Here is a 15,370-nt window from a genome sequence, read left to right on the forward strand (position 1 = left end):
CAGACCAGGTGGACAGGTGGAAGCGAGCCGTGCGCCCGCCCCTCTCGCGCACCCATTCTACGGCATCCCGCAGCCCGCAAGAACGGCTCAGTACTGGATCACCGAGCGGATCACCTTGCCGCCGTGCATCAGCTCGAACGCCTCGTTGATGCGCTCCAGCGGCAGCACCTGGCTGATCATCTCGTCGATGTGGATCTCGCCAGCCAGGTAGCGGTCGACGTAGCCGGGCAGTTGCGAGCGACCCTTGACGCCGCCGAACGCCGAGCCGCGCCACACCCGGCCGGTGACCAGCTGGAACGGCCGCGTGCTGATCTCCTGGCCCGCGCCGGCCACGCCGATGATGATCGACTCGCCCCAGCCCTTGTGGCAGCACTCCAGCGCCGAGCGCATCACGTGCACGTTGCCGATGCACTCGAACGAGTAGTCCACGCCGCCATCGGTGAGCTCGACGATGACCTGCTGGATCGGCGTGTCGGGGTAGTCGGCCACGTTGATGCAGTCGGTGGCGCCAAGCGCCTTGGCCATCGCGAACTTTTCCGGGTGGCGGTCGATCGCGATGATGCGTCCGGCCTTGGCCATCACCGCGCCCTGCACCACCGACAGGCCGATGCCGCCCAGGCCGAACACCGCGACGGAGGCGCCGGGTTCCACTTTCGCCGTATTGAGCACCGCGCCGATGCCGGTGGTGATGCCGCAGCCGAGCAGGCAGACCTTTTCCAGCGGCGCGGCCTTGTTGATCTTCGCCAGCGAGATTTCCGGCAGCACGGTGTACTCGCTGAACGTGCTGGTGCCCATGTAGTGCAGCAGCGGCTTGCCGTCGAGCGAGAACCGCGAGGTGCCGTCGGGCATCAGGCCCCGGCCCTGGGTGACGCGGATCTTCTGGCACAGGTTGGTCTTGCCCGAGCGGCAGAACTTGCACTCGCCGCATTCGGGCGTGTACAGCGGAATCACGTGGTCGCCGACCTTGAGCGAGGTCACGCCCGCGCCGACTTCCTCGACGATGCCGCCGCCCTCGTGGCCGAGGATCACCGGGAACTGCCCTTCCGGATCGTCGCCGGACAAGGTGAACGCATCGGTGTGGCACACGCCGGTGGCGACGATGCGCACCAGCACCTCGCCCGCCTTCGGGCTGGCCACGTCGACCTGTTCGATGGAGAGCGGCTGGCCGGCGGCCCAGGCGACGGCGGCACGTGATTTCATGGTTCGACTCCTCGCAATGGATCGGCAACGAGCCGCGATGATGGCCTGTTTTCAGCCACTTTGCGCAACTGCGTCAATCGACCGCCAGGTCGTCGGGCCGGAAGCTCGACATCTGCCCCCGGTATTCGGCCGCCTCCGCCAGCAGCCAGTCGCGGAAGCGCTGCAGGCCGCGGTGCTCCTGCGAGCGCGGCGGATACACCAGCCAATAGGCCTCCTTCACCGCCAGGTAGCTGTTGCCCAGCACCTGCAGGCGGCCGGCGTCGATCAGCGACTTCGACGTCACCATCCGCCCCAGCGCCACGCCGAGACCCTCCAGCGCCGCATGGCGCAGCGCGTCGAGGCTGTCGAACTGCGCCACGTAGCGTTTCGGCGGCGTGCCGCCGGTGCGGCCGAACCAGTCGCTCCAGCGGGTCGATTCGCCGGGCTCGCCGAGCAGCGGCCAGCGCGACAAATCGTGCGGATCGACGCCGGCCATCCGCGCGACCAGTGCGGGCGCGGCCACCGGTGCGATCCATTCGCCGAACAGCCTTTCGCAGAGGAGCTCCGGCCACTGGCCGCGGCCGTAACGCAGCGCCACGTCCACCGGTTCGCGCGCGAAGTTCACCAGGGTCGAACCGGATTGCAGGCTGAGCTCCAGCTCCGGATACGCAGCGACCAGTTTCGGCAACCGCGGCACCAGCCAGCTCGACATGATGCCGGGGCTGGCGCTGAGCGTGAGCGCGTCGTGGTGGCGCGTGCGATAGGCGCCGAGCGCGTGCTCGATGCCGTCGACGTGCTCGCCCACCGCTTCCAGCAAACAGTTGCCGTCGACGGTCAGCGTCACCCCGCGCGGCCCGCGCTCGAACAGGCGCCGATCCAGCCGCTCCTCCAGCTGTTTCATCTGATGGCTGAGCGCGCTGACGGTGAGGTTCGCCTCGCGCGCCGCGCGCGACAGATTGCCCTGGCGGGCGATCAGCACGAACTGTTGCAGCAGTCCCAGCGGCAGCTTGCCCATCTTGAATATCTCTCAAGTCTGGCTTGCGAATATATCGCTTTTTGGCGCTTGTCCGCGCGCGTATCTTGAGCACACCCCAAGCCTGACACCCTCCCGAGGAGGCACCCCATGAGCTCGATCTGGAAAGATCTGCTGTTCCTGCACGGCCACCTGCTGCACAAGGACGACCTCGAATGGCGCGCGGAAACCCCGGCCGCCGACACGACCGATACCGAGGCCCCCGCAGCACCCGCCAGCCGCGACGCCAAGGCCGCGGCACTGGCCTGCTGCGCCGCCGTGTGGCCGCGCATCGTGGCGCCGCACTAGCCATCCGCGGCTTGAATGCGGTCTGGAATGCACCATGTGAATGAAGGTGCGCGACAACCGTCGCGCGCCTTTTTCCATGCTCGTTACCAGGAGAGGCGTTCCATGCAACAGCGGTCACTCGGCGGCACCTCCCTTTCGATCGCGCCGCTTGCCTTCGGCAGCAACGTCTTCGGCTGGACGGTGGACGAGCCGCGCGCGTTCGAGCTGCTGGACGCCTTCGTCGATGGCGGCGGCAACCTGATCGACACCGCCGACGTCTACCCGGCATGGGTGCCGGGCAACCACGGCGGCGAGTCGGAGACCATCATCGGCAAGTGGCTGCGGCGCAGCGGCAAGCGCGACCAGGTGGTGATCGCCAGCAAGGTCGGCAAATGGACGCGGCACCGCGGGCTGGCGCCAGTGAACCTGCAGCAGGCGGTGGAGGGTTCGCTGCAGCGGCTGCAGACCGATCACATCGACCTGTATTTCGCGCACGAGGACGACGCCAGCGTGCTGCTGGCCGACACCCTGGGCGGCTTCGCGCGACTCATCGAGCAGGGCAAGGTGCGCGCGATCGGCGCCTCCAACTACAGCGCCGAACGCTTCGCCGACGCACTGGCCGTATCCAGGCAGCACAACCTGCCGCGCTACGACGTGCTGCAGCCGGAATACAACCTGGTCAGCCGCCGCGGCTACGAGGCCGAACTGGAACCGCTGATCCGCCGCGAAAACATCGGCGTGATCTGCTACTACGCGTTGGCCAGCGGTTTCCTCAGCGGCAAGTACCGCCAGGCGGCCGACCTCGCCGGCCATCCGGCACGCAGCGGTGGCGTGCGCGCCCACCTCAATCCGCGCGGACTCGGCGTGCTGGCTGCGCTGGACGCGGTGGCCGCCGCCCATCACGCCACGCCGGCCCAGGTGGCGTTGGCCTGGCTGATGGCGCGCCCGGGCATCAGTGCGCCGATCGCCAGCGCCACCAGCGTGACGCAATTGAACGAACTGCTCGGCGCCTTGCAGCTCTCGCTGCGCGCCGACGAGATCGCGGCGCTGGATCAGGCCAGCGCCTGATCCGCCGCGATCACGCCATCACGCGGACAACAACCCCAGCGCCGTGTTGAGCGTGGCGCTGGGCCGCATCGCCGCGCCGGCCTTCATCCGGTCCGGGTGGTAATAGCCGCCGATGTCGACCGGCTTGCCCTGCACGCGGGCGAGCTCGTCGACGATGGTCGCCTCGTTCTCCGTCAGCGCCTTGGCCAGCGGCGCGAACCTCGCCTTCAGCGCGGCGCTCACGTCCTGCGCCGCCAGTGCCTGTGCCCAGTACATGGCGAGGTAGAAGTGGCTGCCGCGGTTGTCGATGCCGCCGACCTTGCGCGAGGGCGACTTGTCGGTGTCGAGGAATTTGCCGTTGGCCTGGTCCAGCGTCTTGGCCAGCACGTCCACCTCGGCGTTGCCGTGGCGGTTGCCGAGGTGTTCCAGCGAGGCGGCCAGCGCGAGGAACTCGCCGAGCGAATCCCAGCGCAGGTAGTTCTCTTCCAGGAACTGCTGCACGTGCTTCGGTGCCGAGCCGCCGGCACCGGTCTCGAACAGGCCGCCGCCGGCCATCAGCGGCACGATCGACAGCATCTTCGCGCTGGTGCCCAGCTCCATGATCGGGAACAGGTCGGTGAGGTAGTCGCGCAGCACGTTGCCGGTGACCGAGATCGTGTCCAGACCCTGGCGGATGCGCTCGAGCGAAAACTTCGTGGCCGCCACCGGATCCATGATGCGGATGTCCAGGCCGCTGGTGTCGTGGTCCTTCAGGTAGCGCTCGACCTTGGCGATCACCTGGCGGTCGTGCGCACGCTGCGGGTCCAGCCAGAACACCGCCGGCGTGTGCCGCGCGCGGCTCACCGCCAGCTTCACCCAGTCCTGGATCGGCGCATCTTTCGTCTGGCACATGCGCCAGATGTCGCCGGCTTCCACGTCATGCTGCAGCAGCACCTTGCCGGCCTCGTCGATCACCTTCACCACGCCGTCGCCAGCGATCTGGAAGGTCTTGTCGTGCGAGCCGTATTCCTCGGCCGCCTGCGCCATCAGGCCCACGTTCGGCACGCTGCCCATGGTGGCCGGATCGAACGCGCCATGCGCCTTGCAGTCCTCGATGGTGGCCTGGTAGACGCCGGCGTAGCTGCGGTCGGGGATCACCGCCACGATGTCCTGCAGCTCGCCCTTCGCGTTCCACATCTTGCCGGAGTCGCGGATCATCGCCGGCATCGAGGCGTCGATGATCACGTCGCTGGGCACGTGCAGGTTGGTGATGCCCTTGTCGGAGTTCACCATCGCCAGCGCAGGACGCTGCGCGTACTCGGCATCGAGGTCGGCCCTGATCGCCGCCTGGGTCGCCTCCGGCAGACTGCCGAGGCGCGCGTACAGGTCGCCGATGCCGTTGTTCGGGTTGAAGCCGGTCTGCTTCAGCGCGTCGGCATGCTTGACCAGCACGTCCTTGTAGAACTCGCCCACCGCCACGCCGAACATGATCGGGTCGGAGACCTTCATCATGGTCGCCTTGAGGTGCAGCGAGAACAATACGCCCTGCTTCTTTGCATCGGCGATCTGCGCGTCGATGAACGCGGCCAGCGCGCGGCGCGACACCACCGCCGCGTCGATGATCTCGCCGGCAAGCAGCGTCGTCTTCGGCTTCAGCACGACCTGGCTGCCGTCCTTGCCGAACCACTCGATGCGCACGCTGCCGGCATGCTCCACGGTCACGGATTTCTCGCTGCCGTAGAAATCGCCGCCGTCCATGTGCGCCACGCGGGTCTTCGAATCCGTGCTCCACGCGCCCATCCGGTGCGGATGCTTGCGCGCGTAGTTCTTCACGGAAACCGGCGCGCGGCGGTCGGAGTTGCCCTCGCGCAGCACCGGGTTCACCGCGCTGCCCTTGACCCGGTCGTAGCGCGCCTTGATGTCTTTCTCGTCGGCGTCCTTCGGCTCGTCGGGATAATCCGGCAGCGCGTAGCCTTGGCCCTGCAATTCCCTGATCGCGGCCTTCAGCTGCGGCATCGAGGCGCTGATGTTGGGCAGCTTGATGATGTTCGCCTCCGGCGTGGTGGCCAGACGGCCCAGCTCGGCGAGGTCGTCGGCGATGCGCTGGTCCTCGCGCAGGCGCTCGGGGAACAGCGCGATGATGCGCCCGGCCAGCGAGATGTCGCGCGTCTCCACCGCGATGCCGGCGGTGCCGGCGAAGGCAGCGATGATCGGCAGCAGCGACTGCGTGGCGAGGAACGGGGCTTCGTCGGTCAGCGTGTAGATGATCTTGGACGACGTGGACATGGTATGAGTGAACCTCTCTGCTGCCGCGTGGCGCGGGATGGATGTCGTTGCACGCTCGGCGTCATCGCGGCGGCGAAAGACCCGATCATCGCGCGTGCAATCTGCCCATTGTCGCGTTTTAGCGTGCCACGGGAAAGCGCGCCGCCTTCATGTCGTCATGCCCGCCGACCTTTCCACCGCAAAACGAAAGGGACGCGGCGAGCGCGTCCCTTTCGGCGGCCAGACGCAGGGAGCGTCATGGCTTCACGGAAAAGTCCTTGCTCGCCACCGGCTGCCCGTCCAGCGAGATCTCGATCTTGTAGTCGCCCTGCGGGAAGCCCTCCGGCTGGCTGATCATGAAGGCCGTCGTTTCCGGGCCGGACGCATCGAGCTCCTTGCTGTCCTCGTGCAAGGCCTGGTCCCGCGGGCCGAGCCACCGGGCCGTCAGCGTGGCGTGGCCCGAACCCGTGGTCTCGACCGACGCGTAGATGGTGTCCTTCGGCGCGAAGCTGGTGGCCGTGGCCACGACCTTGTGGTTGGCGTCGACGCTCGAACCCACTTCAAGCGAGGCGAAGCTCACGGCCGCGACGGCGCTCTCATTGGCCAAGCCCGTGCTGGTGGCCGGGGGCGGAAATGCCGGTGGCTCCGGCGAGGTGGACGCTGCCGTTCCGCTCGGCGGCGGACTGGAGGGCACCGGCGAGGCCGGCTCACTCTTGCCGCACGCGCTCAGCGCCAGTGCTGCGGCCAGCGACGCGGCAAGCATCAGGGGTTGTCGGGTAGTTTTCATGGGGGCACCTCTTTTCATCGCTGAAAGCCCGGGGTTGCACGGACCCGTCTGGCTTGGGTCCGATCCGGGTTGGGAGTTCGTCGCCAAGCGCGTCGAACACGAGACTTCACCAAGGCACTGCGGGAAGCTGGCGACCAGAGGTAACGGCGGCGCGGTAAACGGCTCGTGAGCAGGCCATCAGCACCGCGGTGCGCCGTTCAGCTTGAGGCGGCCAGCTGAACGCGCGATGTCGGCGCGTCGCCTTGGCCGCGTGAGGATCACGGCTTCGCCGGAATCTTCAGCATCTGTCCTACCGCGAGCCGACCGGGATCCGCGATGAGACCGCGGTTCTCGTCCAGGATCCGCCGCCAGCCGTCGGCATTGCCGTAGAAGCGACGGGCGATGCCCTGCAGATCGTCGCCGGCGGCGACCTCGTAGATGCGGGTCCCGTCCACCGCATCGCTCACGTGTGATGCGGTGTCGGTGAAATCCGCCTTGGTCGCCGGCGACATCCGCGCCGCCTGGCGGCGCACTTCTTCGCGCGGGTCAGTCCGCTCGCTCATGCCGATCTCCGATCCGATGCCAAGCGCCATGGGTAACGGCTGCGCGATCAACGCCCCGTGAGCGCGGGTGTCCCAACGTTCATGCTCCTGCCACGAAGCGCGCCGCTCACACCTCGGCCAGGCGTTGCCGCCGTGCCAGCTTGCGCTCGCGCCGGCGCGCGCTCCACGCCTTGCGCCGCTCGGCCAGGCAGGAGAACACCACGTACAGCGCTGGGGTACTGAGCAGGGTGAGGCTTTGCGAAATCAGCAGGCCGCCGATCAGGGCGATGCCGAGCGGGCGGCGCAGTTCGCTGCCTTCGCCGAGGCCGATGGCGATGGGCAGGGCGGCGAGGATGGCGACCATGGTGGTCATCATGATCGGGCGGAAGCGCACCAGGCAGGCTTCGCGCACGGCCTCCAGCGGCGGCTTGTGGTGTTCGCGCTGGGCGACCAGGGCGAAGTCGATCATCATGATCGCGTTCTTCTTGACGATGCCGATCAACAGCACCAGCGCGATCTGCGCCACCACCGACAACTCGGTGTCGGTCAGCCACAGTGCCAGCAACGCGCCGACACCTGCCGCCGGCAGCGTAGAAAGGATGGTGACGGGGTGGATCAGGCTCTCGTACAGCATGCCAAGCACGATGTAGACGGTGACGATCGCGGCCAGCACCAGCCACAGCATGCCACTCTGCGATTCCTGGAAGCGGCGGAAATCCCCGCCCATGTTGAGCTTGATGTCGCCGGGCATGCGCATGTTGCCCACGGTGGCCTGGATCACCTGCATCGCCTGGCCCATGCTCACCCCGGGCGCGAGGTTGAAGCTCAGGTCCATCGTGGTGAACTGGTTCTGGTGGGTGATCTGCGACGGCGCCAGGCCGGATTCCTGGCGGGCGAACGCGGTGATCGGCACCATCTGGCCCTGGTTCGATTTCACGTATACGCGATTGAGCGCGTCCGGCGTGGCGGTCTGCGCGGGCAGCGCGTTGACCACCACGCTGTACTGGTTGATGTCCGAGTAGATGGTCGACACCTGGCGCTGGCCGAAGGCGTCGTAAAGCGCGCCGTCGATGGCGCCGATGGACACCCCGAGCCGCGCCGCGGTGTCGCGATCGATCACGATGTTCTGGCGCAGGCCGCCCTCCTCCACGTCGCTGCCGACGTCGCGCAGCAGCGGGTTCTTCTTCAGCTCGGCCACCAATCGCGGCAGCCACAGTTGCAGCGTGGCGAGGTCGTTGCCCTGCAGCGAGACCTGGTATTGCGCGCCCTGGCTGGTGCCGCCGCCACCGCCGCTGGGCAGGTCCTGCACGGCGCGCAGGCGCAGGTGCAGGTCGGGATACTTCGCGGCCTTGGCGCTCAACCGGGCCAGCACGGTGAAGGTGTCGTCGGTGCGCCCTTCGCTGCGCGTCTTGAGGTCGATGTTGAACGAGCCGCTGGCACCCTGGCGGCTGCTGCCCAGGCGCGTGCCCACCGTGGCCACGTCCGGGTCGGCCAGCAGCATCGCGGTGAGCCGCTCCAGCCGCTGCCGGCTCTCGTCGAACGATACCGTGGCGCTGGAGGTGGCGCGGCCCCAGATCAGGCCGGTGTCCTGCTGCGGGAACAGACCGGTCTTGACCACGGTGAACAGGTAGAACGTGGCGACGATCAGCACCAGGGGCGTCAGCGAGAAGGCCAGCACGTGGCGCAGCGAGAAATCCAGCGCCCGCCGGTACACGCCGAGCATGCGGGCGTGGAAGCGGTCCAGCACGTGGCTGCGCGCGGGCCCGGCGCTGGCCTCGCGTGCGCGATGGCCGCCGAGGAAACGCCCGCACAGCGCCGGCGTGAGCGTCAGCGACACCGCGGCCGACACCACGATCGCCGCCACCAGGGTCACCGCGAACTCGTGCATGAACATGCCGGTGATGCCGCCGGCGAACAGCAGCGGGATGAACACCGCCACCAGCGAGGCGGTGATCGAGACGATGGTGAAGCCGATCTCGCGCGCGCCGGCCAGGGTGGCCTGCATGCGCGTCATGCCGTCGTCGATGTGGCGAATGATGTTCTCGATCACCACGATCGCGTCGTCCACCACGAACCCGATCGCGATCACCAGCGCCAGCAGGGTGAGGTTGTTGAGCGTGTAGTCGAGGATGTACATCGCCACGAACGCACCGGCCAGCGACAGCGGCACCGCCACCGCGGCGATCAGCGTGGGTGCGAGACGACGCAGGAACAGCGCCATGGTCAGCACCACCATCGCCAGCGAGATCAGCAAGGTCGCCTGTACCTCATGCAGCGAGGCGCGGATGGTTGGCGTGCCGTCGAAGAACGGGGTGAGCCGGGTGCCTGGCTGCAGGAACGTGCGCAGCGCCGGCAGTTGTGCCTTGACCAGGTCCACGGTGGAGATGACGTTGGCGTCGGCCTTCTTGTACACGTACATCAGCACCGCCGGCTGGCCGCCGAACCACGCCGCCTGGTAGGCGTCCTCGGTACCGGCGTAGACGTTCGCCACGTCGGCGAGGCGCACCGGCGTGCCATCGTGGCTGGCCACCACCAGTTTCGCGAAGTCCGCGGCGCTGTGCAGCGAGGTGGTGGCGGCCACCGCCATGCGCGTCTTGCCGTCGCTGAGGAAGCCTTCCGGCGAGGTCACGTTGGCCGCGCGCAAGGCGTTGCGCAGCTGGTCCGGCGACAGGCCCATCGCGTTGAGCGCGCGCAGGTTCACGTCGACGCGGATCGCCGGGGTCGAGGCGCCGGCGATCTCCACCGACGAGACACCCGGCAACTGGCGCAGGCGCTGCGCCAGCAAGGTGTCGGCGACGTTGTAGAGATCGCCCGCGGCCTGCGTGTCGGAGGTCAGCGCGAAGGCGATCACCGGGTCGTCGTTGGGATTGGCCTTCTGGTAGCTGGGCGCGCCGTTGAGGCCGCTGGGCAGGTCCGGCGCGGCCGCGTTGATCGCCGCCTGCACGTCGCGCGCGGCCGAACCCAGGTCGGTGCCGTTGCGGAACATCATGAAGACGAAGGTGCGCCCTTCCGAACTGGACGAGCGCATCGTCTCGATGCCGGGGACCTGGCCCAGGTGCCGTTCCAGCGGCGCGGCCACGGTGGAGGCCATGGTGCTGGCGTCGGCGCCGGCCTGGCTGGCCTGCACGAAGATCGCCGGGAACTGCATGTTCGGCAGCGCCGACACGCCGAGCAGGAAGTAGCAGATCATGCCGCCGACGAACAGGCCGATCGCGAGCAAGCTGGTGCCGATCGGACGGCGGATGAAGGAGCCGGAGACATTCATGCGGGAAACACGACCGTGGTGCAGGCGGCACGATGCCGGGCGGGATCCAGGCGGATCATCCCACCCTCAACGCACCAGCGGCAAAACGGTTGATCGGGACGCGAAAAGGAAAAACCCCTGCCGGCGTCGCGCGGGCAGGGGCAGGCGGCAAGCGATCGGATCACGTCGTGCGATCGGCCCGCGCGTGTTCCAGCGCACGCCGTTCCCGGCGTGCGGCGAGCCAGTCGGAGAAACGCTCCATGTACAGGTAGATCACCGGCGTGGTGTACAGCGTCACCAGCTGCGACAGCAGCAGGCCGCCGACGATCGACACGCCCAGCGGCCGGCGCAGCTCCGAGCCGATGCCGGTGCCCAGCGCCAGCGGCAAGGCGCCGAGCATCGCCGCCGCGGTGGTCATCATGATCGGGCGGAAGCGCAGCAGGCAGGCGCGGCGGATCGCGTCATGCGCGTTGAGGCCGGTGCGGCGCGCCTCGATCGCGAAGTCGATCATCATGATCGCGTTCTTCTTGACGATGCCGATCAAGAGCACGATGCCCACGATGCCGTCCACCGACAGGCTCATGCCGAACATCATCAGTGCCAGCAGCGCGCCCACGCCGGCCGGCGGCAGGGTGGAGATGATCGTCAGCGGGTGGATGTAGCTCTCGTACAGCACGCCCAGCACGATGTAGATCACCACGATCGCGGCCAGCAGCAACAGCACCTCGTCGCCCAGCGAGGAGTTGAACTCGGCGGCCTTGCCGATGAACTGGCCGCGCACCTGCGGCGGGAAGTTCAGCTCCGCGTTGATCTGGTGGATCGCCGACACCGCGTCGGACAGCGAATAGCCCGGCGCCACGTTGAACGACAGCGTCACCGCCGGCAGCTGCTGCTGGTGGCTGACCACCAGCGGCGCGCTGGTGATTTCGGCGCTGGCCAGCGAGGACAGCGGGATGGTGCCGCCGCCGCCCAGCGCGATGCCGATGTTGCCGGTGTTGCCGATGCCGCTGGGGGTGGCCGAGTTGCTCGACTTCACCTGGCCGAAGCTGGTGGCGTTGCTGCCGGTCAGCGCGCCGGAGCCGTTGCCGCGCACGGTGAGCTTGTTGAGCAGGTCGCTGCTGTTGCGGAACTCCGGCGCCACCTCCAGCACCACGCGGTACTGGTTGAGCTGGGTGAAGATGGTGGAGATCTGGCGCTGGCCAAAGGCGTCGTACAAGGTGTCGTCGATGGTCTGCACCGGCACGCCCATGCGGCTGGCCTTCTCGCGATCGATGGTCAGCTTGAGCGCGTTGCCGCGGTCGGCCAGGTTGTTGCTGACGTCCGCCAGCTCCGGCCGCTGGCGCATGGCGCGGGTCATCTGGTCGGCGTACTTGGCCAGCTCGGCGGAGTCCACCTGGGACAGCGCGTACTGGTATTCGGTGGCCGACACGGTGCTGTCCAGGGTCACGTCCTGCACCGGTTTCAGGTACAGCGCCACGCCGGGGATGTCGGCCACGCTCTGCTGCAGCCGCGGCAGCAGCTTGTCCAAGCCGTCGCGGTCGCCGCGATCCTTCAGCACGATGCTGAGCTGGCCCTGGTTCAAGGTGGGGTTGATCGTGCCGGCGCCGATGAACGCCGCCACGCCGGCCACCGCCGGGTCCTTGCGCAACGCCTCGGCCACTGCCTTGGTGCGCTGCTCCATCGCCGGAAACGCAATGTTGTCGTCGGCCTGCACCACGCCGGTGATCAGGCCGGTGTCCTGCTCGGGCAGCAGGCCCTTGGGGATGGCGATGTACAGGAACACGGTCAGCACCACCGCGGCGCCGGCCACCAGCATGGTCAGGCGCTGGTGGTCGAGCACCCAGTCCAGCGAATTCTCGTACACGTGCACGGTGCGCGCCCACACGGTGCGCCTGCCGGCGGCGGCGTGGCGCTCGTGCGCGTCGTCGCCTTCCGGCAGCTGGTGGGGCTTGAGCAGGTAGGCGCACATCATCGGCGTCAGCGTCAGCGAGACCAGCATCGAGATGCTCACCGCGATGGTCAGCACCCAGGCGAACTCGTGGAACAACCGGCCGGTGACACCGGGCATCAGCAGCAGCGGCAGGAACACCGCCACCAGCGACACGGTCAGCGACAGCACGGTGAAGCCGATCTCCTTCGCGCCGATCTCGGCCGCCTCCTTGCCGCTCTTGCCCTGTTCGATGTAGCGCACGATGTTTTCGATCATCACGATCGCATCGTCGACCACGAAGCCGGTGGCCACCGTCAGCGCCATCAGCGAGAGATTGTCCAGCGACATGCCGGTGAAACTCATCACGCCGAACGTGCCCAGCAGCGACAGCGGCACCGCGGTGGCCGGAATGATGGTGGCCCACAGCCGGCGCAGGAACACGAAGATCACGCCCACCACCAGGAACACGGTGAGGATCAGGGTGAACTCCACGTCGTGCACCGAGGCGCGGATGGTCACCGTGCGGTCGGCGAACACGTCCAGGTGCACGTCGGCCGGCAGCGCGTTGCGCAGCTCGGGCAGGATGCGGCGGATCTGCTCCACCGTCTGCACGATGTTGGCGCCGGGCTGGCGGCGCACGTCCAGCAGTACCGCCGGCTTGCCGTTGGCCCACGCGGCGAGCTGGTCGTTCTCCACGCCGTCGACCACCCTGGCCACGTCGGACAGCCGCACCGGCGCGTTGCCGCGGTAGCTGATGATGGTGCTCTTGTACTGCTCGGCATCGGCCAACTGGTCGTTGGTGCCGATCGAGTAGCTCTGCGTCTTGCCGTTCAGCGTGCCCTTGGGCGCGTTGACGTTGGCCTGGGTCAGTGCGCTGCGCACGTCCTCCATGGTCAGGCCGAGATTGGCCAGTTGCGCCGGGTTGACCTGGATGCGCACGGCCGGGCGCACGTTGCCGGCGATCGAGACCAGGCCCACGCCCTGCACCTGCGACAGCTTCTGCGCCAGGATCGAGTCGGCCAGGTCGTTGACGTCGCGCAGCGGGCGGCTGTCCGACTGCAGCGCCAGGGTGAGGATCGGCGCATCGGCCGGATTGACCCGGTTGTACACCGGCGGATACGGCAGGTTGCCCGGCAGCGTGCCCTTGGCCTGGTTGATTGCCGCCTGCACGTCCTGCGCGGCGATGTCGATGTCGCGGCCCATGTTGAACTGCAGCACGATCGTCGACAGGCCCGCGGACGAGTCCGAACTCATCATGCTGAGCCCGGAAATCTGCCCCAGGTTGCGCTCCAGCGGCGTGGTGATCAGCGTCGCCATGGTGGTGGCGCTGGCACCCGGATACTGCGTGGTCACCACCAGGCTGGGCGCCTCGATCTCCGGCAGCGCCGACACCGGCAACTGGCGGAAGCCCAGGATACCGAGCAGCAGCACCGCCACCATCAGCAGCGAAGTGGCGATCGGGCGGCGAATGAAGAGGGTGGAGAAGCCCATGACTATCCGTGACGAAGTGGGGCGGCAGTTGCCGCGTTCGAGACGCGCGCCAGCCCGCGGCAACGCCGCGGGCTCACGCGGACATCAGTGACGACCGCGGCCACCCTTGTTGTCCTGCCTGGACTTCTGCAATTCCGCCGCGGTGGGCGCGGCCGGCACTTCGCCCGGCTTGAGCGGGTTGACCTTGCTGCCGGGCTTGAGCCGGAACTGGCCTTCGGTCACCACCTTGTCGCCGACCTTGAGCCCGCTGCCGACCATCACGTGGCTGTCGCCGACTTCGCCGGCCACCACGATCGACTGCATCTTGACCGTGTTGTCGCCCTGCACGAGGTAGACATAATCGCCGTCCGGCCCGCGCTGCACGCCCTGCGAGGGGATCACCAGGCCGCCGTCGACGGTGTTCACCAGCAGCCGCACGTTGACGAACTGGCCCGGCCACAACTCGTCGTGCTCGTTGGAAAACTCCGACTTCAGGCGGAACGTGCCGGTGCTGGTGTCGATCTGGTTGTCGATCACCTTGAGCACGCCGCCGCTGGCGATCGGATGGGCGTCGACGCGATCGAGCGCGGTGACCTCCAGTGGCTTGCCGCCCTGCGCCGCGCTGCGCACCATGTCCAGGTTCTGCTCCGGCAAGGTAAACATCACGTTGATCGGGTGCAGCTGGGTCAGCGTGACGATCGCACTGGAGGTGGTCACCACGTTGCCCGGGTCCACCGCGCGGATACCGGCCAGGCCGTCGATCGGCGAGCGGATCTCGGTGTAGTCGAGCTGCACCTTGGCGTCGCGGATCGCGGCCTCGTCGGCCGCCACGGCCGCCTCGTACTGGGCCACGGTGTTCTTCTGGGTGACCTGGTCGATCTTGGCCACGTACTGGCTGTACTTGGGGTCCTGCGAGCGCTGGTAGTTGCTGCGCGCCGTGGCCAGCAGGGATTGATCCTGCTTGCGCCGGCTGACCGCCTGGTCATAGTTGGCCTGGAAGGTGCGCGGGTCGATGCGCGCCAGCACCTGGCCCTGTTTCACCGGCTGTCCTTCGGTGAACTCGATGCTGAGCAGCCGCCCGGACACCTGCGGGATCACCGTTACCGTGTTGAGCGCCTGCACCGTGCCCAGCGCCGTCAGGTACACCGGCACGTTCTGCTTGACCACCGGCACCACGGTCACCGGCACCGGCGGCGCGTCGCCGCCCTTGCCGTTGGCGCCCTTCGCCGCGCCATCGCCCGGCTTGTGCAACATGCGGATGCCGACCACGGCGATCACGACCACCGCCAGCACGATCAACGCGATCTTCCAAAAACGCGACATGTGGAACTCCTGGATTGAACCGGGGCGAGCAACCGGGGAAGGCCGCTGCCGCAGGCACCACGTGGGCAGACGCGCCCCCATGGACAAAGCATAGGTGGACGGCAACCGCTTTGAACAATGCCGGTCGACAGGGGTGGGGCATGACCGATGGCAGGGTTTTGCGCCCCGCCGCACATGGGACCGGGCCGTGTGCACAACGTTCCGGGCACCGCATCGGCATACACCCGATCGGTCACCCTGAAACTTGTCGGGCGCTTCGTTTATAATACCGGACTGGTCGCCAGTGCGCCCCCGAGGGCGCGATCCGGACACCGGCAGCAGGGGT

10 protein-coding genes are annotated in these 15,370 nt (G+C 67.9%); 2 read left to right on the top strand and 8 right to left on the bottom strand.

What is annotated here, in order from left to right:
• Nucleotides 1–87: 87 nt before the first annotated feature.
• Both ACVCL3_RS08380 and ACVCL3_RS08385 read right to left on the bottom strand, forming a co-directional pair.
• Nucleotides 88–1,200, bottom strand: a complete 1,113-nt coding sequence (locus tag ACVCL3_RS08380) for an S-(hydroxymethyl)glutathione dehydrogenase/class III alcohol dehydrogenase (protein ID WP_447100988.1) — start codon at nt 1,198–1,200, stop codon at nt 88–90.
• Nucleotides 1,201–1,273: 73 nt separating this feature from the next.
• Nucleotides 1,274–2,194, bottom strand: coding sequence for a LysR substrate-binding domain-containing protein (locus ACVCL3_RS08385; RefSeq protein WP_395116321.1), 921 nt, complete (start codon nt 2,192–2,194; stop codon nt 1,274–1,276).
• Between the two features lie 108 nt (nt 2,195–2,302).
• Here ACVCL3_RS08385 and ACVCL3_RS08390 point away from each other — a divergent pair, with 108 nt between their 5' ends.
• Both ACVCL3_RS08390 and ACVCL3_RS08395 read left to right on the top strand, forming a co-directional pair.
• The gene (locus ACVCL3_RS08390; RefSeq protein ID WP_447100989.1) at nt 2,303–2,500 is read left to right on the top strand and encodes a hypothetical protein; all 198 of its coding nucleotides are present in this window, start codon (nt 2,303–2,305) and stop codon (nt 2,498–2,500) included.
• Between the two features lie 102 nt (nt 2,501–2,602).
• Entirely contained in the window at nt 2,603–3,547 is a 945-nt protein-coding gene (locus ACVCL3_RS08395; RefSeq protein WP_447097256.1) for an aldo/keto reductase, read from the top strand.
• An 18-nt stretch (nt 3,548–3,565) separates the two neighbouring features.
• On the opposite strand, the gene ACVCL3_RS08400 is transcribed toward ACVCL3_RS08395, so the two are convergent.
• The 6 genes from ACVCL3_RS08400 to ACVCL3_RS08425 form a co-directional block, all read right to left on the bottom strand.
• On the bottom strand, nt 3,566–5,791 hold the full coding sequence (locus ACVCL3_RS08400; protein ID WP_447100990.1) for an NADP-dependent isocitrate dehydrogenase: 2,226 nt from the start codon (nt 5,789–5,791) through the stop codon (nt 3,566–3,568).
• 235 nt (nt 5,792–6,026) lie between these two features.
• Nucleotides 6,027–6,557: a hypothetical protein gene (locus ACVCL3_RS08405; protein ID WP_447100991.1), complete on the bottom strand. Its 531-nt coding sequence runs from the start codon at nt 6,555–6,557 to the stop codon at nt 6,027–6,029.
• 257 nt (nt 6,558–6,814) lie between these two features.
• Nucleotides 6,815–7,129, bottom strand: coding sequence for a LysM peptidoglycan-binding domain-containing protein (locus ACVCL3_RS08410; RefSeq protein ID WP_447100992.1), 315 nt, complete (start codon nt 7,127–7,129; stop codon nt 6,815–6,817).
• Nucleotides 7,130–7,205: 76 nt separating this feature from the next.
• A complete protein-coding gene (locus tag ACVCL3_RS08415) occupies nt 7,206–10,343 on the bottom strand; it encodes an efflux RND transporter permease subunit (RefSeq protein ID WP_395116297.1) in 3,138 nt (1,045 codons plus the stop codon).
• 160 nt (nt 10,344–10,503) lie between these two features.
• The gene (locus tag ACVCL3_RS08420) at nt 10,504–13,743 is read right to left on the bottom strand and encodes an efflux RND transporter permease subunit (RefSeq protein ID WP_447100993.1); all 3,240 of its coding nucleotides are present in this window, start codon (nt 13,741–13,743) and stop codon (nt 10,504–10,506) included.
• An 84-nt stretch (nt 13,744–13,827) separates the two neighbouring features.
• Nucleotides 13,828–15,045 carry an efflux RND transporter periplasmic adaptor subunit gene (locus tag ACVCL3_RS08425; protein ID WP_395116293.1) on the bottom strand — a complete coding sequence of 406 codons (1,218 nt, stop codon included), beginning with the start codon at nt 15,043–15,045 and terminating at the stop codon, nt 13,828–13,830.
• Nucleotides 15,046–15,370: the final 325 nt, after the last annotated feature.

This window comes from Rhodanobacter sp. UC4437_H4 (assembly GCF_052978425.1).

What these genes read in the sequence shown, in the direction of transcription:
- ACVCL3_RS08380 (WP_447100988.1), bottom strand. Translation starts at nt 1,200, where the DNA reads ATGAAATCACGTGCCGCCGTCGCCTGGGCCGCCGGCCAGCCGCTCTCC.
- ACVCL3_RS08385 (WP_395116321.1), bottom strand. Translation starts at nt 2,194, where the DNA reads ATGGGCAAGCTGCCGCTGGGACTGCTGCAACAGTTCGTGCTGATCGCC.
- ACVCL3_RS08390 (WP_447100989.1), top strand. Translation starts at nt 2,303, where the DNA reads ATGAGCTCGATCTGGAAAGATCTGCTGTTCCTGCACGGCCACCTGCTG.
- ACVCL3_RS08395 (WP_447097256.1), top strand. Translation starts at nt 2,603, where the DNA reads ATGCAACAGCGGTCACTCGGCGGCACCTCCCTTTCGATCGCGCCGCTT.
- ACVCL3_RS08400 (WP_447100990.1), bottom strand. Translation starts at nt 5,791, where the DNA reads ATGTCCACGTCGTCCAAGATCATCTACACGCTGACCGACGAAGCCCCG.
- ACVCL3_RS08405 (WP_447100991.1), bottom strand. Translation starts at nt 6,557, where the DNA reads ATGAAAACTACCCGACAACCCCTGATGCTTGCCGCGTCGCTGGCCGCA.
- ACVCL3_RS08410 (WP_447100992.1), bottom strand. Translation starts at nt 7,129, where the DNA reads ATGGCGCTTGGCATCGGATCGGAGATCGGCATGAGCGAGCGGACTGAC.
- ACVCL3_RS08415 (WP_395116297.1), bottom strand. Translation starts at nt 10,343, where the DNA reads ATGAATGTCTCCGGCTCCTTCATCCGCCGTCCGATCGGCACCAGCTTG.
- ACVCL3_RS08420 (WP_447100993.1), bottom strand. Translation starts at nt 13,743, where the DNA reads ATGGGCTTCTCCACCCTCTTCATTCGCCGCCCGATCGCCACTTCGCTG.
- ACVCL3_RS08425 (WP_395116293.1), bottom strand. Translation starts at nt 15,045, where the DNA reads ATGTCGCGTTTTTGGAAGATCGCGTTGATCGTGCTGGCGGTGGTCGTG.